Annotated in this window: 16 protein-coding genes; 6 read left to right on the forward strand and 10 right to left on the reverse strand. The window is 33.8% G+C overall.

Annotated features, from left to right (window positions below):
* Positions 1-104 precede the first annotated feature (104 nt).
* Positions 105-1409: a peptidase T gene (gene pepT / locus RMO70_RS04055; RefSeq protein WP_310555143.1), complete on the reverse strand. Its 1305-nt coding sequence runs from the start codon at positions 1407-1409 to the stop codon at positions 105-107.
* A 197-nt stretch (positions 1410-1606) separates the two neighbouring features.
* Here pepT and RMO70_RS04060 point away from each other — a divergent pair, with 197 nt between their 5' ends.
* Entirely contained in the window at positions 1607-2632 is a 1026-nt protein-coding gene (locus RMO70_RS04060; RefSeq protein WP_310555144.1) for a quinone-dependent dihydroorotate dehydrogenase, read from the forward strand.
* Here RMO70_RS04060 and RMO70_RS04065 read toward each other — a convergent pair.
* Together RMO70_RS04065 and RMO70_RS04070 are read right to left on the reverse strand one after the other, a co-directional pair.
* Positions 2624-3325, reverse strand: coding sequence for a DUF3307 domain-containing protein (locus RMO70_RS04065; protein ID WP_310555145.1), 702 nt, complete (start codon positions 3323-3325; stop codon positions 2624-2626). The two genes, RMO70_RS04060 and RMO70_RS04065, sit on opposite strands and share 9 nt — an antisense overlap.
* Positions 3322-3933: a hypothetical protein gene (locus tag RMO70_RS04070; protein WP_310555146.1), complete on the reverse strand. Its 612-nt coding sequence runs from the start codon at positions 3931-3933 to the stop codon at positions 3322-3324. The genes RMO70_RS04065 and RMO70_RS04070 overlap by 4 nt, the downstream gene beginning before the upstream one ends.
* A gap of 222 nt (positions 3934-4155) precedes the next feature.
* Here RMO70_RS04070 and RMO70_RS04075 point away from each other — a divergent pair, with 222 nt between their 5' ends.
* Positions 4156-5022 (forward strand): hydroxymethylglutaryl-CoA lyase, encoded by an 867-nt coding sequence (locus RMO70_RS04075; protein WP_310555147.1) that lies wholly within the window; start codon positions 4156-4158, stop codon positions 5020-5022.
* 144 nt (positions 5023-5166) lie between these two features.
* Here the strand turns inward: RMO70_RS04075 and RMO70_RS04080 are convergent, their stop codons facing one another.
* The 6 genes from RMO70_RS04080 to lpdA form a co-directional block, all read right to left on the reverse strand.
* Positions 5167-6480 (reverse strand): DEAD/DEAH box helicase, encoded by a 1314-nt coding sequence (locus tag RMO70_RS04080; protein WP_310555148.1) that lies wholly within the window; start codon positions 6478-6480, stop codon positions 5167-5169.
* 155 nt (positions 6481-6635) lie between these two features.
* Entirely contained in the window at positions 6636-8174 is a 1539-nt protein-coding gene (locus tag RMO70_RS04085) for a DEAD/DEAH box helicase family protein (RefSeq protein WP_310555149.1), read from the reverse strand.
* A 175-nt stretch (positions 8175-8349) separates the two neighbouring features.
* Positions 8350-9264 carry a cysteine synthase A gene (gene cysK / locus RMO70_RS04090; RefSeq protein WP_310555150.1) on the reverse strand — a complete coding sequence of 305 codons (915 nt, stop codon included), beginning with the start codon at positions 9262-9264 and terminating at the stop codon, positions 8350-8352.
* Positions 9265-9267: 3 nt separating this feature from the next.
* Positions 9268-10104, reverse strand: a complete 837-nt coding sequence (locus RMO70_RS04095) for a serine O-acetyltransferase (RefSeq protein WP_310555151.1) — start codon at positions 10102-10104, stop codon at positions 9268-9270.
* Positions 10105-10470: 366 nt separating this feature from the next.
* Positions 10471-10866 (reverse strand): hypothetical protein, encoded by a 396-nt coding sequence (locus RMO70_RS04100; protein ID WP_310555152.1) that lies wholly within the window; start codon positions 10864-10866, stop codon positions 10471-10473.
* Positions 10867-10883: 17 nt separating this feature from the next.
* A complete protein-coding gene (gene lpdA, locus RMO70_RS04105; RefSeq protein WP_310555153.1) occupies positions 10884-12272 on the reverse strand; it encodes a dihydrolipoyl dehydrogenase in 1389 nt (462 codons plus the stop codon).
* 261 nt (positions 12273-12533) lie between these two features.
* Between lpdA and RMO70_RS04110 the strand changes: the two genes are divergently transcribed.
* The 4 genes from RMO70_RS04110 to purL all read left to right on the forward strand — a co-directional run bounded on the left by RMO70_RS04110 (position 12534) and on the right by purL (position 20592).
* A complete protein-coding gene (locus RMO70_RS04110; protein WP_310555154.1) occupies positions 12534-13748 on the forward strand; it encodes a methyltransferase domain-containing protein in 1215 nt (404 codons plus the stop codon).
* A 13-nt stretch (positions 13749-13761) separates the two neighbouring features.
* The gene (locus RMO70_RS04115) at positions 13762-14877 is read left to right on the forward strand and encodes an endonuclease (protein ID WP_310555155.1); all 1116 of its coding nucleotides are present in this window, start codon (positions 13762-13764) and stop codon (positions 14875-14877) included.
* Positions 14878-14942: 65 nt separating this feature from the next.
* Positions 14943-16772, forward strand: a complete 1830-nt coding sequence (locus RMO70_RS04120; RefSeq protein ID WP_310555156.1) for an endonuclease — start codon at positions 14943-14945, stop codon at positions 16770-16772.
* 130 nt (positions 16773-16902) lie between these two features.
* A complete protein-coding gene (gene purL, locus RMO70_RS04125) occupies positions 16903-20592 on the forward strand; it encodes a phosphoribosylformylglycinamidine synthase (RefSeq protein WP_310555157.1) in 3690 nt (1229 codons plus the stop codon).
* A 51-nt stretch (positions 20593-20643) separates the two neighbouring features.
* On the opposite strand, the gene RMO70_RS04130 is transcribed toward purL, so the two are convergent.
* Positions 20644-21132 (reverse strand): hypothetical protein, encoded by a 489-nt coding sequence (locus RMO70_RS04130; RefSeq protein ID WP_310555158.1) that lies wholly within the window; start codon positions 21130-21132, stop codon positions 20644-20646.
* Positions 21133-21512 lie beyond the last annotated feature (380 nt).

A 21512-nucleotide genomic window follows, 5' to 3' on the forward strand; every position in this document is an offset into this window, starting at 1 on the left:
TTTTAATCAGATATTTAGTCTTTTTTTTAAATTATAGACATACGGTTTTATTTTCTCTACTAGGAACACGATGGACTTAAAACTGTCTGGACAAAAATCAAAAATTATTGCTTTTTCCTTTTTGAAATCGATTTCTTTTTGATTTTTACAATCTTATCCTTCTTTACATAATCGCCTGAAGCAGTGATTTGTACAATTTGAACAATTACATCTATTGCTTTTTGCATACTTTCAACTGGAACATACTCGTATTTTCCGTGAAAATTATGTCCACCCGCAAAAATATTTGGGCAAGGCAAGCCTTTATAGGACAATTGACAACCATCGGTTCCACCACGAATGGGTTTTATTAAGGGTTTAATACCTAAATTTCTCATCGCTTTTTCGGCAATATCCACAATATGCATTACAGGAACTACCTTTTCTTTCATATTATAATACTGATCTTTTATTTCTGTAATTACAATATCGGAACCGAATTGTTTTGCATATTTGGCATTCATTTTTAGAGTAATCGAATGAATAAAATCTTTACGCTTTTTAAATTTTTTGGCATCGTGATCACGAATAATCAATTCCAAATGCGATTCTTCAATACTACCTGAAAGTTGTGTTACGTGATAAAAACCTTCGTAGCCTTTGGTCTCCTGAGGAATTTCTCCTTTTGGCAAAGTATTAATAAAATCGTTTGCCAGTAACATCGAGTTTATCATTTTGCCTTTAGCATAACCTGGATGCACGCTTTTTCCTTTGAAAGTAATTTTAGCTCCTGCAGCATTAAAATTTTCGTACTCCAACTCCCCTATTTGGCTTCCGTCCATAGTATATGCCCACTCGCAACCAAATTTTTCCACATCAAAATGATGTGCACCACGTCCTATTTCTTCATCGGGTGTAAACCCAACTCTAATTTTTCCGTGTTTTATATCAGGGTTTTTAACCAAAAATTCCATTGCAGTAACTATTTCAGTAAGACCCGCTTTATCATCAGCCCCTAATAAAGTTGTGCCATCGGTAGTAATTATTGTTTGTCCTTTATACAGCAATAAATCACTAAAATATTTTGGCGAAAGCACAATATTTTGAGCTGCATTTAACAAAATATCTTTCCCATCGTAGTTTGAAATAATTTGTGGTTTCACATCTTTGCCCGTAAAATCAGGTGTGGTGTCATAATGAGATACAAAACCTATTGTTGGAACATCGTGAGTAACATTACTGGCTAATGTAGCCATAACGTATCCATTCTTGTCTATAGAAATTTCGGTTAAGCCTATAGCTTTTAATTCTTTGACCAATAGGTTTGCAAGAACCAATTGTTTTTTGGTACTTGGCGTAGTAGCTGAATTTGGATCCGATTCGGTATCAATAGTTACATAACTAATAAAACGGTCAATAATGTGTTGCATAATTTTATAATTTTTACAAATATAGTAATTCGATTTATTTCTAATTTTTTTTGGAGCTATTTCCTTCTGTCCGCTGTATCTTTTCTTGCTTAAAGGAAGCAAGAAAAGGATGCCGCTTCCATAAGGGCTAAAAAAGAAGCCTGCATCAATATTTATTATAAAACAATTCTTTATTTTTGCCAAACAACAACACAATTATGTATAAATTACTGCTTCGCCCATTACTTTTCTGTTTTGATCCTGAAAAAGTACATTATTTTACGTTTTCAGTTATTCGAATTTTATTTAAAATTCCAGGTTTCAAAATAATTTTTAAAACGCTTTACGAAGTAAACGATAAACGATTAGAAACAGAAGTATTTGGTCTAAAATTCAAAAATCCTGTCGGATTAGCAGCTGGTTTCGACAAAGATGCAAAACTATACAAGGAGCTTTCACATTTTGGTTTCGGTTTTATTGAAATAGGAACCTTGACACCAAAACCACAAGAAGGCAATCCTAAAAAGAGATTGTTTCGATTGTTAGACGATTCAGCTATTATAAATCGAATGGGTTTTAATAATGGCGGCGTTCTAGAGGCTGTTGAGCGACTAAAAAGGAATAACGGCGTTTTAATTGGTGGAAACATTGGAAAAAACAAAAACACTCCAAACGAAGACGCTACTTCTGACTATGAAATATGTTTCGAAGCTTTGTACGATTATGTCGATTATTTTGTTGTAAATGTTAGTTCGCCTAACACGCCTAATCTTAGAGAACTGCAAGAAAAAGAACCTCTAACAAAGCTTTTGCAAGTTTTACAAGATACAAATTCAAAGAAACCAATTGCAAAACCAATTCTACTCAAAATTGCTCCAGATTTAACCAACGAACAACTTCTTGACATTATTGATATTGTAAAACAAACTAAAATAGCAGGAATCATAGCAACAAATACAACTATTTCACGAGAAGGATTACAATCAGTAAACAAAATAGAGATGGGCGGATTGTCCGGTAAACCCTTAACTAATCGTTCCACGGAAGTGATTCGGTTTTTATCTGAAAAAAGCAACAAAGCCTTTCCTATCATAGGAGTTGGTGGCATTCACACCGCCGAAGATGCTATTGAAAAACTTGAAGCTGGAGCAAGTTTGGTACAATTGTACACAGGATTTATATACGAAGGACCAGCTTTGGTAAAAGCAATAAATAAAAGAATCCTCGAAAAAAAATTACGTTAAAAACTGCACCAAAAGTCCAATTAATAGTGCTATTCCAAAACTCAAAAGCGTTCCAATTAGCACATATTCGGTTAACTTTCTATCTGTAGCTTCTTTTAAATCGCCAAATCTAAAAATTGATTTGGCAGCTAACAAAAACCCTATGGCTTCAAAATGCGAGGTTATCAAAAAACAAAAAATCAACAACCGCTCTAATATGCCAATATAATTTCCTGCATTTTGTAGAGAGGTGTTTTCTCCAGACGCATTTTCGGGTGTCCAAACAGAAATAGCATTCTTAATAATTATGGAAGCTGGTTTCGTTAGAAATAAAATAGCAGTTATTACAATCCAAAAACCGTTAGTAAATACCTCAAAATCAATAGTCAAATTTTTATAAACGCTTACTATCAAAACAATTACAATACTGTGCAAAACTTGGTCAACAACAAACCACATTCTTTTGGTGCTTGTTTTTTGAAAATATAATTTCAAAAAATCAATAGCACCGTGTGACAATGCTAACAGCAAGGCATACCAGCCAAATGCAATTTCAAAAACTAAAATCCAAGCCAACAAACCGTGCAAGATAGTGTGAATGTACAAGTAAATACTTTTGTGTTTTTTGATTTCTTTGTCTAAAACCCAAGAAGTAGGTTGCAAAATAAAATCGCCTAGTAAGTGTGCCAAAAGTAGTTTTACAAAAACAATCATTCGTTTAAATTTTTTACTTTTTGACGAAAGTAATTTTCTGTTTCCATCATTAGATCAAACTGTGCTCGTTTACGTCTTCGGCTTACAGCTGCTTGATTTATTCCTAATTTAACACCAATTTCTTCCTGCGACAACAACTTGTTTGCCATAGCAATTTGAACAAATTCTGCCGATTGCACCAACCAATTATCCATAAAAGTAAGACACAATCGCAATATCAAATTCATTTCGGTATCAAAATCGACATTGCCAGAATGAACTGCTAAATTTACTTTTTGCTTTTTTAAAGTTTCAAAAACTTCCCCAGAACGCACAAAAGCAGTACCATTACTTTCGGATATTTTTTTGGATTTATACGTTTTATCACCAAAACCAATACTCATTCTAGCATCAAGATGTAAGGTTTTAAAATACGCTTTTATTTGCAAAGCAATGGCTAAAGCGTTTTCTGGATTTTTAACTTCTAACTGAAATTGATCTCCACGATAAATCTCCCAATCAACGGGATTTTTTCCCCAAGCATTAAGAATTAGCTTCAAACCGCTAATCCAAATTTCCGTTGGAAGCTTTCTTGAATTGACAATATCACCTGTTATTACACTAATCATATCTCAAAAGTAAGCAAAAAATAGTTAAAAAATCATTTTTATTTAATATTATTACCTAAATGTGTAATATTTATAATTATTACCTAAATATGTAATATTAATAATTATTACCTAAATATGTAATAATTGTAATTATTACATAAATACGTAATATTTTATTACAAATAGAATATGATAGTTTTAAAAAAGGTAGTAACTTAGCAACTCGAAAAGTCCAATAATTTGAACGAAACTATAAAAATAATCGAATGTCCGCGGGATGCTATGCAAGGCATCAAAACCTTTATTCCTACTAAACAAAAAGTGCAATACATCCAGTCGCTTCTTAGAGTTGGTTTTGATACCATTGATTTTGGTAGCTTCGTTTCTCCCAAAGCCATTCCGCAAATGCAGGATACAGCACTGGTTTTAGAACAACTTGATTTATCCCAAACTACAAGCAAATTACTAGCAATTATTGCCAACACGCAAGGAGCAGCATTAGCTTCAGTACACAACGAAATTCAATATTTAGGTTTTCCTTTTTCGATTTCAGAGAATTTCCAAATGCGAAATACACACAAAACCATTGCCGAAAGTTTAATCACATTACAAGAAATCCTAGAAATTGCTTATAAGACCAATAAAGAAGTGGTAACCTATATATCTATGGGATTCGGTAATCCATATGGCGATCCTTGGAATGTAGAAATCGTGGGCGAATGGACCGAAAAGTTAGCTGCAATGGGTGTGAAAATTTTATCCCTTTCAGACACTATAGGAAGCTCGACACCCGAAGTAATCGATTATCTTTTTAAAAATTTAATTACAAAGTACCCAAATATCGAATTTGGAGCACACTTGCACACCACACCTGAGAAATGGTTTGAAAAAATCGATGCTGCATACAAAGCGGGTTGCCTTCGTTTTGATGGAGCCATTCAAGGTTTTGGAGGCTGTCCAATGGCAACCGATAATCTAACTGGGAATATGCCAACGGAGAAACTACTCTCCTATTTTACGGCGCAAAAAGCAAACACAAATACCAGTCCTATGAGTTTTGAAAGTGCTTACAATGAGGCTTCAAAAATATTTAAGATCTTTCATTGATAGGGTAACTTAAATTTACTGTAATAAACACACGGTTTGTCATTTCGACGAAGGAAAAATCTAATAATCTGGATGAGATTTCTCCTTCGTCGAAATGACAATACTATCAATATAAATTGGTGTAAGTTTGTTTTAGTCTTTAATCTATACTTTAGTATTTTCTGTTTTGTTTTGCAAAAAATAATTTGCCATTAATTTTTCTATCAGTTCCTCTTTAGTCAAATGATGAAAAACGGTTTTTATTTTGTCTTTCAATTCTATAGCGATTTCGTGATTGGGTTTGGTTTTAAAAATTTGTTTTGCCCATAAGTAGGCATTATTATCTTCTATACTTGAGGCACTTGGTTTTTTAAATTTTGAGAATTTGATACCTAATGCGGCTTCAAATTCAGCAATTTCTTGAACTTCTTCTTGTTGCAAAATAGTTAACGAAAAACCTTCGGCTCCAGCTCTTGCTGTACGTCCACTTCGATGCACATAGGTTTCGTGAACGTCTGGCAAATGATAATTGACTACATAAGAGATTTCCTTAACATCGATTCCACGCGCAGCTAAATCAGTTGCTACTAGAATATTAATATGTCCAGCTCGAAACTGATCCATTATTCGGTCCCGAATAGGTTGTGTCAAACTTCCGTGAATGGCTCCTGAAGAAAATCTATTTATGGCTAAATTCTTTGCTAACTTGTTAACCGCTGCTTTGGTTTTACAAAAAATAATGCCTCGTTGTCCTTCTTTTGAAGAAAGAAAATGCATTAGTACTTCTAATTTTTCAATAGGATTTACAACAATATATTGGTGATTTATACCTGCATTTCCAACAATTTCCATACTAGCGCTTACTTGTGTCACTTTTTTGGACATATAGTTTTGCACTAGCTGTTTGACCGTTCCTGGCATTGTAGCCGAAAACAACCACGTTTTTCGGTTTTTTGGTAATTGTGAAACAATTTCTTCTAATCCTTCTTTCAAAGCGGTTGCCATTTCATCAGCTTCATCAAGAATCAAATAGTTGGTTTCTTTGATATTTATAGCACCTCGTTTGATTAAATCGATTAACCTACCAGGTGTTGCTACAAGAATATGTGTGGTTTGCTGCACTCTTTCTATTTGTGGTTTTATAGGTATGCCACCACAAACGGAGGCTATTGAAACTTCTGGCAAATGTTTAGCAAAGCTTTCTAAATTATTGAAAATTTGATTGCCTAGTTCCCGTGTTGGAACAAGAATAACGGCTTGTATTTTTGAATTAGTCGTGTCAATTAATTGCAATAATGGTAATCCAAAAGCGGCTGTTTTTCCTGTTCCTGTTTTTGCCAATCCAATAAAATCGTCTTGGCTTGTAAGTAAAACTGGAATTGATTTTTGTTGAATTTCGGTTGGAATTTCAATTTTTAAATCAGAAAGTGCTTTTAAAATGGCTTTGTTGATTCCTAAATGGGCAAATTGTGTTGACATACTATTTTTTTAAACCTTACGGTATTTAGAACTATTCCTATTTGGAATAGGATTTTAATACGACTGAAATGCACTAGCCCAGATAGCAGTGAAAATCCTTTTCTTTTTTTTCTTTAAAAAAAGAAAAGATTGAAACGTATAGCTGGAAATAGCTCCTAATCTTCTTCTGCAAATATTTTTTCTCTGTATTTTTTTCCTACCAAAAGTAGCAATTTAACTTTGTAATCTTCGACCAACCATTCACGATAGTTTTTACTACATTGACTCAAACATTTTGTGTAGCGTTTCATTCGACATTCGATATCGTCTTGCAATTCTTTAGATAAATTTTTAGCTTGAATTAGCTCTTCGGTATTGTCAACACACATTGCAGCGTGCTGATCGAGTGATTTTTCGAGTACAACTTTGGAACGCAAATTGAGAGATATGGCGAGTTTGTGTTCTGCATCAACATCGAATGTTACGATATCGGTTTTGCTGAATTTAGCACGTAGTTCGGGTGGCATTTGGTATTTGAAATACAATTCGATTTCGGCATCTTCACGAAGATTATCAAGGTAATATTCAGGCGATTTGAATATGTGTTGCCAATCGACTGGTTCGCTCCAAAGCCCAAAACGTGCAGCATTGTTACCCAAATCGATGATGGTAAACTCATTTTTATAAGGTAATTTTCGAGAACCACGACCTATCATTTGGTAATATAAAGTAAGTGATTTTGTAGCACGATTGATGATAATAGTTTCTACAGTAGGTTCGTCAAACCCTGTGGTTAAGATGCCTACCGAAGTTAAAATAGCGTCTGGTGTGTGCTTGAACCAGGTTAAAATATCTTTTCGATCTTCTGCTGAGGTCGTATTATCCAAATGTTTTATAGGATAATTTGCTTCTTTAAACGTTTCATAAACGTATAATGAGGTGTTGATTCCGTTATTGAAAATTAAGGTTTTCTTTCCTTTTGATTTTTCTTCATACGAATGCAATAATTTGTTTTGCATATCGAGTTGTGAATACAATTCGTCAGATGATTTTATAGTGTAATCACCATTGATTCCAACTTTCAGACTGGATAAACCTACATCATAACTATAGGTATTTGCCTTGGCCAAAAAGCCATTTTCAATCAACTTGTTTATAGGGTCTCCAACAATAAGTTCTTTGTAGTTTTCATACATTGGAAGCTTGACATTAGAGCTTAAAGGTGTTGCTGTAACTCCAAGAATAAAGGCATTTTTGAACGAACCTAATAATTTTCGAAACGAATTGTAGTGTGCTTCATCAATAATCACTAAACCGATATTATCAATTTTTAGTTTTTCGTCGTTGAGTCTATTTTTTAAAGTTTCAACCATTGCCACAAAACACGAATACTCGTTTTGGTCTGGTAATTCCTTGATTTTAGAGTTGATGATTTTGTTTTTCACATCAAATCCTTTGAGCATTTTTGAAGTTTGCTTGCAGAGTTCAATTCGGTGTGTTAAAACCACCACTTTTTTGTCATATAATTCTAAATAACGACGCACAATTTCGGAGAAAATAACTGTTTTTCCACCACCCGTTGGCAATTGGTATAATAAATGGTAAGTGCTTTCGACATTTTCCATTTTATTGAAAATAGCATTAATGTCACGAGTTTGATAATCGTAAAGTACTTTTTTCTCTTCAACTTCTAATTCTAGGTCGCTGTAAGGCATATATTTTTTGCTTGTTTTTGCAAAAGTACGCCATAAAAAGGGTTATTTAGTTATTTATTTTTTAAAACATCAATTTTAATACAAATTAAAAATTATAAGAGATTATTTTAATATAAGTTTTCTATTTTTAAACTCAAGTTTTAAAATATATGTTCCTTTATTTAAAGAGGTTTGATTAAACAAAAAGTCCTTCAATACTTAAATATCGTTCTCCAGTATCATAACAAAAAGTCAATACTTTAGAATTGGCAGGAATTTCTTTGAGTTTTTTGGCAACGGCTGCTAAAGATGCACCAGAAGAAACTCCTATAAACATTCCTTCTTCTTTTGCTGCTCTCTGTGCATATTCAAAAGCTTCGTCTTTAGAAACTTGAATAACACCATCTAATAAATCGGTATTCAAATTTGCAGGAATAAACCCTGCACCAATTCCTTGAATAGGATGCGGAGCTGGGCTTCCTCCGCTTATTACTGGAGAAGCTTCCGGTTCTACTGCAAAAACTTTCAGATTTGGAAAATGTTGTTTTAAGATTTCGGCACAACCCGTTATATGTCCACCAGTTCCTACTCCAGTAATCAAATAATCTAATCCTTCAGGGAAATCGTTTATGATTTCTTGTGCTGTTGTTTTCTTATGAATTTCGATGTTTGAAGGGTTTTCAAATTGTAGTGGCGACCAAGTATTAGATATTTCGGCAGTCATTTCTTTTGCTTTTTCGATGGCACCTTTCATCCCTTTTTCGCGAGGTGTCAATTCGAAAGTTGCTCCATAAAGACTCATTAATCTTCTTCTTTCAACCGACATAGATTCGGGCATCACCAAGATTAATTTATATCCTTTTACAGCAGCCACCATAGCCAAACCAATTCCCGTGTTGCCAGAAGTTGCTTCAATAATTACTGAATCTTTGTTTAATAATCCTTTTTGTTCGGCATCTTCAATCATAGACAAAGCAATTCTATCCTTGATACTCGCACCAGGATTTGCTCTTTCTAATTTGATATATACATTTTGGTTTGAACCAAATAATTTATTAATTTTTACATGTGGCGTATTGCCGATAGTTTCGAGAATGTTATTGTACTTCATAATTTAAATATTGAATGAATTAATATCGTTAAATTCTTTTTGGTCTAAAACAGTATTTTTTGATGACTGCATAACAATTGAATACGGGTTGACACTTTTAGTAACGAAAGTGTTACCGCCTATTATACTATGATTTCCAATGACAGTGCTTCCGCCTAGAATAGTTGCATTGGCATAAATAACTACATTATCTTCGACAGTAGGATGCCGTTTTTTTTCTTCCATAGATTTATCAACTTGTAAAGCTCCTAACGTTACGCCTTGATAAATACATACATTTTTACCAATAATACAGGTTTCTCCTATTACAATTCCCGTTCCGTGATCAATCACAAAAGGAACATCGATTGTAGCATTAGGATGAATATCTATCCCTGTTTTGCTATGTGCATATTCTGAAATTATTCTAGGCAACATAGGTATATCTTGCTTCGAAATTGTATTTGCAATTCTATAAAAAGCAATTGCCAAAAATCCAGGATAGGAATTGATTATTTCAGAAATAGAATCGGCGGCAGGATCCGTATCCAAAATGGCTTGAGCATCTTTTTGAAGCGAATAATAAACATTTGAAAATTCTAAATATAATAAATCTATGATTTTAAAAATCTCCACTTCAGTCTTATTTTCTAAAATATCTTTTAAAATAGTAGTGAAATTATATTTATTTTTAAACCAAAGCAACTTAATTTCATCAATATCTAAAGGATTTTCTGGAAATAAAACAAAAAATAATTCATCAATCCAATTGAATATTTTTCTGGAATCGATTGCTCTAACCCAATTTTCCGTTTGATATTTGTGCAGTTTTTCGAAGAAAAATTCGTCTAAATTTCCCATAAAAGAATTAAAATCTGTATATACAAATGTAAAAACCTATTTTGGATTTAAGGATTAGATATTAGATAAATTATTGTTAAAAAAAATCCGATTTGAAAGTTTAATTCGGGTTCTAAAAAATTTATTGGTTCATATATAGTTTAAAACTATAGCCTTTGGTGTATTTACCTTTCACATTCTAAAAACTTAAACACAAATTTCAACCGTTCACACGAATTAATTTTGTGTGAATTCTTGAAATTTGTGTTAGACTTATCATATTTGGCAGATTTTATATGATTAAACCAAATCATTTGTAAAGTTATTATTAATTTTTTTTACAAAAAAATCCGATTTGCCTTGACAAAACGGATTTCTTTAAATAAACTAATCTTTATATTTATGCTTGTGTTCTTTTTTATATTTTTCTTTATGTTTCTTAGGTTTTTTATATTTTACAATATGCACTGAATTATATCGATAAGGATTACTTCCTTCAAAATCCAATTCGATTTGAGCGGTATTTCCTAAATTTATTCCCACAAAAATACTCGGTAAAGAAACTGAAATTTCCCAATTATTATTTTTCAAATAAATATAATTCTTTTTTTGAATATCATAATAAAAATTCTGTTCAGGAAAATATATATGTCTTGTTTTGGCTCTGTATCCGTGAGCCGGAGCCCAAGGTGGAGGACCTTGTGAAAACATTTCAGTTGGATTAAAAAAGAAAACAATTAATACTAACGTTAATATTGACTTACCTAAATTTATGTTTTTCAACTTTACTATTTTTAAAATTATAAATGTATCACTTCTCCATAAGCATCGGCAACCGCTTCCATAACTGCTTCACTCATAGTTGGGTGTGGGTGAATCGATTTTAAAATTTCGTGCCCCGTAGTTTCTAATTTTCTAGCTACAACTGCTTCGGCTATCATATCCGTAACACCAGCACCAATCATATGACAACCTAACCATTCGCCATATTTAGCATCAAAAATAACTTTTACAAAACCATCTTTCGTTCCAGCGGCCGTTGCTTTTCCAGAAGCCGAAAACGGAAATTTACCTACTTTGATTTCATATCCTTTATCCAAAGCTTGTTTTTCGGTCAAACCTACTGAAGCTATTTCTGGACTAGCATAGGTACAACCTGGAACATTCCCATAATCAATAGCGTCAACATGATGACCAGCTATTTTTTCTACACAATTTATTCCTTCTGCCGAGGCCACGTGAGCCAAGGCTTGACCTGGCGTTACATCGCCAATAGCATAATATCCTGGAATATTAGTTTGGTTATAAATATCAACCAAAATTTTATCCTTATCGGTAGCAATACCTACTTCTTCTAAACCTATATTTTCAATATTTGTTTTGATTCCAACTGCCGAAAGCACTATTTCTGCTTCAATCATTTCGATACCCTTAGCCGTTTTTACAGTAGCTTGAACAATATTTCCTATGAAATCTACTTTTTCAACAGAAGCATTGGTCATAATCTCGATACCAGCCTTTTTCAGTGATTTTTCCATTTGCTTAGAAATATCAACATCTTCTACTGGAACAATGTTTGGCATAAATTCCACAATAGTCACTTTAGTTCCCATCGAATTATAAAAACTAGCAAACTCCACTCCTATGGCTCCAGAACCTACAACAATCATCGATTTTGGTTGCGTTTTCAAAGTCATTGCTTGACGGTAACCTATTACTTTTTCGCCATCTTGAGGCAAATTTGGCAACTCACGAGAACGAGCACCGGTAGCAATAATAATATGATCGGCACTATATTCTGTTACTTTTCCGTCTTTATCAGTAACATCCACTTTTTTGCTAGGTTTTAATTTTCCAAAACCATCAATAACATCAATTTTATTTTTTTTCATCAGGAATTGAACTCCTTTGCTCATCCCATCAGCCACGCCACGAGAACGAGAAACTACGGCAGAAAAATCTTTATCAAAATCTTTTACAATAAGTCCATAATCCGAAGCGTGTTTTAAATATTCAAATACTTGAGCCGATTTCAATAAAGCTTTCGTTGGAATACAACCCCAATTCAAGCAAACACCGCCAAGGCTTTCTTTCTCGATAACTGCAACTTTAAATCCCAATTGTGAAGCTCTAATTGCAGTAACATATCCACCAGGACCGCTACCTAATACTATAATATCATATTTCATAAAAATGGTCTGTTTTTTTAACGAAAACAAAAGTAAGTATTATTTTTTAGTTAATAATAAGGAATTTATTTTTTTGGGCGTTTTAACCCGCTGTTCGCTATATCTTTTACTTTTTAAAGAAAAAAGCAAAAGGATATCGCTGCCATCGGTAACGCAAAACCCGCTAAAACCTCTGACCCTTTGCATCTCTGCAACTTAGAAGCTTAGAAACTTTGCAACTTTATACTATTATATTGTACCTTTGCCCCTCAATTACAAAAAATGAGATTACACAGAAATTTAGTTTACACTACAATTGATTCCTTAAACGCCATTTTCAATGAAGGCGAATATGCCGATAAAGTAGTAGCTAGAGCTTTAAAAAAAGACAAACGTTGGGGCAGTTCCGATCGGAAATTTGTTGCCGAAACCATATACGAAATAGTTCGTTGGAAAAGATTATATTCTGAAATTGCCGAAGTAAAAGAACCATTTGATAGAGACAATCTTTGGAGAATGTTTGCCGCTTGGTCCGTAATGCGTGGTTACACCATTCCTGATTGGAAACAATTGGAAGGAACTCCTGAACGCAAAATAAAAGGTCGTTTTGACGAATTATCAAAAACCAGAGCCATCAAAGAATCTATTCCAGACTGGATGGACGAATTGGGAGTAAAAGAATTGGGTGAAAAATTGTGGGCAACCGAAATTGCAGCTCAAAACCAACCAGCAAAAGTAATTTTAAGAACCAACACCTTAAATACAACACGAGAAAAATTGCGTGCCACATTAATGGATTTGAATATTGATACTGACATCTTAAAAGACCAACCAGATGCTTTGGTTTTGAAAGAAAGAGCCAATGTTTTCTTGACAGATGCTTTCAAACAAGGAATGTTTGAAGTGCAAGATGCTAATTCTCAGTTGGTAGCTGCATTTCTTGATGTAAAACCAGGTATGCGTGTCGTGGATACTTGTGCTGGTGCAGGTGGAAAAACTTTGCATTTGGCTTCATTAATGGAAAATAAAGGACAATTGATTGCAATGGATTTGTACGAAAGTAAACTAAAGCAATTAAAATTACGTGCTAAAAGAAATGGTGCTTTCAACATTGAATACAAAATTATCGATTCAACAAAAGTTATCAAAAAATTGGCCGAAAAAGCAGATAGAGTTCTTATTGATGCGCCTTGCAGCGGATTGGGTGTTCTCAAACGTAATCCAGATGCCAAATGGAAACTGCAACCTGAATTTATAGACAATATCCGAAAAGTTCAAGCCGAAGTATTAGAAAGTTATTCTAGAATCGTAAAACCAGGCGGAAAGTTGGTTTATGCTACTTGTTCTATCTTACCTTCTGAAAATCAGGAACAAATTAAACATTTTTTAACCACAGAAACCGGAAAAAGTTTTACATTTGTCGACGAAAAAAAAATATTAGCCTCAGAATCAGGTTTCGACGGATTTTATATGGCATTATTAGAAAGAAAAATTTAAACCCAAATTTACAATGAAAAAAAATTACCTACTTTTATTTTTATTGAGTTCATTTTTAGGATTTGCTCAAGCAGGTGCACCAGCAACTTATTATAATGGTTTTAACTGGACATCGACAGGAAGCACCTTAAAAAATGCTTTAGCTACAAAAATTACATCGACACACACTAATATATTAAGTTATGCTCAATGCGAAAGTGCTTTAAAAATTGTTGATTTAGACCCTACAGATGCTACAAATACTAATGTATTATTATTGTATGGTTTTACTAATGATTTATGCAGCTACTCATCTGAATCAAATTTTGGAACCTCTACAAACGACAATGATCACAGAAGAAGGCATAAAGAAGCCGATGTTTCTGCAGGTAGTATGTGTGCTTGGAATAGAGAACATGTATACGCACAAGCGCTTGGTACACCATCTTTAGGGCAAGTTGGTGCTGGTGCAGATGCCCATCATTTAAGAACTTGTGATGTTGACAGAAATGCAAATAGAGGTAATACAAAATTTGGAACTGGTTCAGGAAATTCAGGAACATCAGGTTCTTTTTGGTATCCAGGTGATGAATGGAAAGGTGATGTTGCCAGGAATATGATGTACTTGTATTTAAGATACCCTACTCAATGCTTACCAACAGGTGTTGGAACTGGAGCTACCGTTTCTACAGATACTAATATGGTCCAATTATTTTTACAATGGAATGCAGAAGATCCAGTTTCTGAATATGAAGATAAAAGAAATACTTATTTAGGTAATATATCAAATACTTATGGTCAAGGAAACAGAAATCCATTTATTGATAATCCTTATTTAGCAACTGTAATATGGGGTGGTCCAGCTGCAGAGAATCGTTGGCCAAGTGTATTATCTACAGACTCTTTCGAACTTATTGCTGACATCAATATTTATCCAAATCCATCTAACGACCAAAGAATCAATATTGAAACTCAAAATGAGTTAGACAACATTCAAGTGGTAAGCATCAACGGACAAATTATGCAACAGATTGCTAATCCTAATAGAAATCAAAACAAATACACTTTAGAGAATTTACCACAAGGATTTTATTTTCTAAAACTAAGTTCAGATACTAAATCAATTGTTAAAAAGATTGTTATCAACTAAAATTTAAGCGGCAAATTTGCCGCTTTTTTTGTACCTATTTTTACCAAAACAAACAACACAACTAAATGAAAACAAGATTATTACTACTCGCATTATTATGTTCCTTATTTTCATATGGACAAATTCCAACAGGTTATTACAGCACAACAACGGGAACAGGTTACACCTTAAAAACCCAATTGTACAATAAGATTAAAGGACATACAGATCCAGGTTATAATGGGCTTTGGACAACTTATGCCACTTCCGATAGGGATAATCAATACGAAAATGACAATTCAATCATCGATATTTATTCTGAAAATCCAACCGGAACTGATCCATATAAATTTACGTTAAATACAAATCAATGTGGCACATATAGTGTTGAAGGTGATTGTTATAATAGGGAACATATTATTCCACAATCTACTTTTGGTTCTGCTGCTCCAATGGTTTCTGATGCACACCACATTCCTCCTACTGATGGTAAAGTTAACGGTATTCGTTCTAACTATCCTCACGGAAATGTAGCAACCGCTTCCACAACAACTAGAAACGGTAGCAAATTAGGGACAAGTGCAGTATCTGGATACACTGGAACAGTTTTTGAACCTATCAATGAGTTTAAAGGTGACATTGCTAGAATGTATTTCTATTTTGCCACGCGTTATGAGAATACAGTTTCTGGATATACTTTTGATATGTTTAATGGGACTAGTAATCAAGTTTTTACTACTGCTTTTTTAGATATGTTAAAAACTTGGCATACCAATGATCCTGTAAGCGCAAGAGAAATTGCTCGCAACAATGCTATTTATGCTCGTCAAGGAAACAGAAATCCATATATAGATCATCCAGAATATATTGCCTCCATTTGGGGAGGTAGTAGCGATACATCAGCACCTTCTGCTCCAACAAGTGTAATCGTAGGTACTAAAACTACTACTAGTATTGCATTAAGCTGGACAGCTTCTACTGATAATATTGCTGTAACAGGCTATGATGTATACCAAGGAACAACTTTAAAAACCTCAGTTACTTCAACAAGTGCAACTATTACTGGACTTGTCGCTTCAACAAGCTATTCGTTTTCGATTAAAGCAAAAGATGCGGCTGGAAACATTTCTGTAAGTAGTTCTTCAATTTCTGCAACAACTAATGCTGTAGCAACTTCAACTTCAACTGAATTATTCTTTACTGAATATTTAGAAGGTTCATCAAACAATAAAGCATTAGAAATAAGCAATAAAACAGCAAGTTCAATCAGCTTATCCGTTTACAGTATCAAAAAACAGAGTAATGGTGCCGGTTCTTGGAGTACAGGAATTACACTTTCTGGAACTTTAGCTAGTAATGCTAAATTTGTAATTGTAAATAGTTTAATTTCATCTACTTGTTATTCTACTAGTAGTGCAAACTTATCTAGTTCAGGAGCAGAGATGACTTTCAACGGAAATGATGCTGTTGGATTATTCAAAAACGGAACATTAATTGATATTATTGGCACTTTCAATGGTGGAACTGCTAATTTTTCTATTGATGAAACTATCAGACGAAAATCAACTGTAACTAGACCTACAATAACGTTCAATAAATCAACACAATGGGATGTTTTTGCAACCGATACTTGCACTGGAATTGGAAATAGAATGGGAAACGGAAGCGAGATAAAAGATATAACAAATATAGATTTTAACATTTATCCAAATCCATCAAACGGAAACTTTACTATTGATTTTAAGAGCATAAATGCAACTCATTCAATCGAAATTTATTCCTTAATTGGACAAAAAGTATTTGAAAATGAGAATACAGATTCTACTGTATCGGTTTCAAATCTCCAAAAAGGAATTTACCTAATAAAAGTGACAAAAGGTGCTGAAACAATTATGAAAAAAATAGTAATCAACTAAATTTAAAAGCGACAGTATTTGTCGCTTTTTTTATCTAAAATTTGATTTGAAATAATTAAATTTGCAATTACAACTACACCCGAGGCAAAGCCGACTTGTATGGAGCGCAGCGGAATAAAACAACAACACTATGATTTCTTTCTTCGGAAACAAAACCAATACTATTTTTGCAGTACACACGCAAAACGAAATTTCAGCCGAAAACATCTCAAAATTAAATTGGCTTTTTGCAGATGCACATCAAATAGAAAAATCCTTACTTGAGGGTTTTTTTGTTGGGCCTCGTGCCACAATGATAACACCGTGGAGTACTAATGCTGTCGAAATTACTCAAAATATGGGAATTGAAGGTATTACTAGATTGGAAGAATTTCAAGAAGTTTCTTCAACTTTTTCCGATTTTGATTCTATGCTTTCGCAAAAATACACGCAGTTAAATCAAGCTATTTTTACTATCAATATTCAACCTGAATCCATTCTCGACATTGATGATATTGCAAAATATAATAATCAAGAAGGTTTGGCATTAAATGACGAAGAAATAGAGTATTTGAATAATTTATCCAAAAAAATAAATAGGAAACTTACTGATTCGGAAGTTTTTGCTTTCTCTCAAGCCAATTCAGAACATTGTCGTCATAAAATTTTCAATGGTACTTTTATTATTGATGGTCAAGAAATGCCTTCTTCGCTATTCAAATTAATCAAAAAAACATCGTCTGAAAATCCAAACGAAATTGTTTCAGCCTACAAAGACAATGTGGCTTTTGTCAAAGGACCAAGAGTAACTCAATTTGCTCCAAAAAGTGCCGACAAACCTGATTTTTATGAAGAAAAAGAATTTGATTCCGTACTTTCTCTAAAAGCCGAAACACATAATTTTCCAACTACTGTCGAACCATTTAATGGTGCTGCAACTGGTTCTGGTGGCGAAATTCGGGATCGTTTGGCTGGTGGACAAGGTTCGCTACCACTAGCAGGAACAGCCGTTTATATGACTTCCTATTCTCGTTTACAAGATAATAAATTAGGATTTGAGGAACGAAAATGGCTCTATCAAACTCCAATTGATATTCTAATAAAAGCTTCCAATGGCGCTTCCGATTTTGGAAATAAATTCGGACAACCATTAATTACAGGTTCTATTTTAACTTTCGAACACGAAGAAGAAAATAGAAAATTGGGTTACGACAAAGTGATTATGCAAGCTGGAGGAATTGGTTACGGAAAGTTAGACCAAGCCATTAAAAAGAAACCTCAAGCAGGTGATAAAATTGTAATTCTGGGCGGTGAAAACTATAGAATTGGAATGGGTGGCGCCGCAGTTTCTTCAGCTGATACTGGTGCTTTTGGTTCTGGAATCGAACTAAACGCCATCCAACGTTCCAATCCTGAAATGCAAAAACGTGCCGCAAATGCCATTCGAGCTTTGGTAGAAAGCGACAACAATCCAATCATTTCCATTCACGATCACGGTGCTGGTGGACATTTGAATTGTCTTTCAGAATTAGTGGAAGAAACTGGAGGATTAATCGATTTGGATAAATTGCCTGTTGGCGATCCAACGCTTTCTGCCAAAGAAATTATTGGCAACGAAAGCCAAGAACGAATGGGATTGGTTATTGGTCAAAAAGACATCGCTATTTTACAAAAAATTGCCGATAGAGAGCGTTCGCCAATGTATCAAGTGGGTGATGTTACTGAAAATCATCAATTTACATTTCAATCGAAATCGACGGGTTTAAAGCCTATGGATTATGCCTTGGAAGATTTCTTTGGAAGTTCGCCAAAAACGATAATGACAGACAAAACTACCAACAGAAAATATGTTGATTTAGAGTACGATACAGACAAATTTTTTGATTATTTAGACCAAGTTTTACAATTAGAAGCTGTAGCGTGTAAAGATTGGTTAACCAATAAAGTCGACCGCTGTGTGGGTGGAAAAGTAGCCAAACAACAATGTGTGGGTCCTTTGCAATTACCATTGAATAATTGTGGTGTGATGGCATTGGATTATAATGGAAAAGAAGGAATCGCAACAAGTATTGGACACTCCCCTATTTCATCGTTGATAAATCCAGTGTTTGGAACTCGAAATGCTATTGGCGAAGCCTTATCAAACCTTGTGTTTGCTCCATTAAAAGAGGGTTTAAAATCGGTTTCACTTTCTGCCAATTGGATGTGGGCTTGCAAAAACGAAGGCGAAGATGCTCGACTATACGAAGCGGTAAAAGCCTGCTCCGATTTTGCTATCGAATTGGGAATCAATATTCCAACTGGAAAAGATTCGCTTTCAATGAAGCAAAAATATCCAAACGATGAAGTTATTGCGCCTGGAACTGTAATTATTTCCGCAGCAGGAAATTGTTCCAATATTACCAAAGTGGTGGAACCTGTTTTACAGAGATTCCATAATGATGGAATGACTGGCGGAAGCATTTATTATATCAATTTGTCGCAAGATGATTTCAAACTAGGAGGAAGTTCTTTTGCACAAACTTTAAACAAAATTGGAACCGAAACACCAACCATAAAAGACGCTGCTTTTTTCAAAAAATCATTTAATGTCGTACAAGATTTAATCAAAGAAAGACAAATTTTGGCTGGTCACGACATTGGAAGTGGCGGATTAATTACTACTTTGTTAGAAATGTGTTTTGCTAATACTAATATAGGTGCAAAAATTGATTTCAATGTTTTTGCAGAAAAAGATTTGGTTAAAATCCTGTTTTCAGAAAATATCGGATTGGTATTGCAAACAAAAGACAATGCATCTTTCGAAGATAAATTGAAAGTAAATAATGTTGAATTTTTTAAATTAGGAGAAGTAACCACAAGTAACTTCTTGGAAGTTGGAAGTTGGAAGTTGGAAGTTTCAAAATTAAGAGATACTTGGTTCAAAACTTCTTATTTGTTAGATACCAAGCAATCCAAAAACGGAATGGCGTTAGAAAGGTATAACAATTATAAAAACCAACCTTTACACTATATTTTTCCAAATCATTTTGATGGAAAAAAACCTGTCATCCCAAGTAAAATCAATATCATCTCGAGCACAGTCGAGAGACCAAAAGCGGCTATTATTCGTGAAAAAGGAAGCAATTCGGAACGTGAAATGGCAAATGCTATGTATTTGGCTGGTTTTGATGTGAAAGATGTGCATATGACCGATTTGATTTCAGGTCGAGAAACTCTAGAAGAAATTCAGTTTATTGGTGCTGTCGGCGGATTTTCTAATTCTGATGTTTTAGGTTCTGCCAAAGGTTGGGCTGGTGCGTTTTTATATAACGAAAAAGCAAATTTAGCCCTGAAAAACTTCTTTAAACGAGAAGATACCTTATCGGTTGGAATTTGTAACGGTTGTCAATTGTTTATGGAATTAGAATTGGTCAATCCAGAACACAAAATTCACGGAAAAATGCTCCACAACGAAAGTCAGAAACACGAAAGTATTTTTACATCGGTTACCGTTCAAAAAAATAATTCAGTAATGCTTTCCTCTTTAGAAGGTGCTACTTTGGGTGTTTGGGTTTCACACGGAGAAGGAAAATTCAGTTTACCTGAAACTGAAGGAAATTATAATATTGTAGGAAAATATGGTTACGACAGTTATCCTGCAAATCCTAATGGTTCCGATTATAATACAGCAATGCTTTGTGATAAAACAGGAAGACATTTGGTTATGATGCCACACATTGAGCGATCAACTTTCCCTTGGAACTGGGCACATTATCCAATGGATAGAAAAGACGAAGTTTCGCCCTGGTTGGAAGGTTTTGTGAATGCTAGGAAATGGATTGAAGAAAGAAAAAAATAAATAGAGGCAAAAACAATCCCTATAATTTCAAGGGATTGTTTTGTCAAATTTCTATTTTCTAGAAAAACTACCTGCAATCTCGGTTATAATTCCTGATGCTGCAAATGCTACTAATCCAGAAGCAATAGTACTTTGTTCTGAAAAAAGTGCGCTATCACTAATTGCATTATTGAATAATGTACCCGCAACTAAACCAGCAACAATTCCAATAATTGTGTTAATACCATATTGTCTCCAAGGTTCTGGTTGCGGTCCTGGAGGATTTGGATTACGCCACCAACCCGGATATTTTGTACCGCACCAACCCATCATTAAATAAAAAATAGTTCCCATAATTGTAAAATTTAAAATATTGCCTACTCTATTCCCTTTTCGGCTTACGGTATAATAGTTAATTATATGGCAAATATATTTTTTATCTAATTGACAATCAGCAGCATAAAAACCCTTTTTCATAGGGTGTTTTTCCTCTATTTTTAAAGTAAAAGCCATTAGAAATAGTTTTTTGGAATAAACTCTAATGGTTTGAGTAATCATCATTTTTGTTATTGGAGCTATTGCGAATAACAGATCGTAAAAGAACAGAATTGATTAGAAAAAGATAGAACTATACTAAACTGAAGGCTTTGTGAATTTTATAAAATGGATAGAGTAAGAAAATAAGGAAAAAGAGTTCGATTTTAAGGTTTGGTTGAATACTTTTCATATATTTGAAAACAATCTATTTAAAAAACGCAATGCGTTTTTTAAATAGATTGTTATAAATAGCTGTAAATGAGATAACTGCGTTTTTAGCAGTTGCGTATATTTACGAGTTGTGCGACAATTTCTCAACAAATTCCGAGGCGGAATTTACTCTGAAAACAAGTTGACTTTTTTAGTTAGTAAGTTTTGGAATTATGAAACATTTAGTTGCGAAC

This window comes from Flavobacterium sp., from assembly GCF_031422135.1.
Taxonomy (GTDB): Bacteria; Bacteroidota; Bacteroidia; order Flavobacteriales; family Flavobacteriaceae; genus Flavobacterium.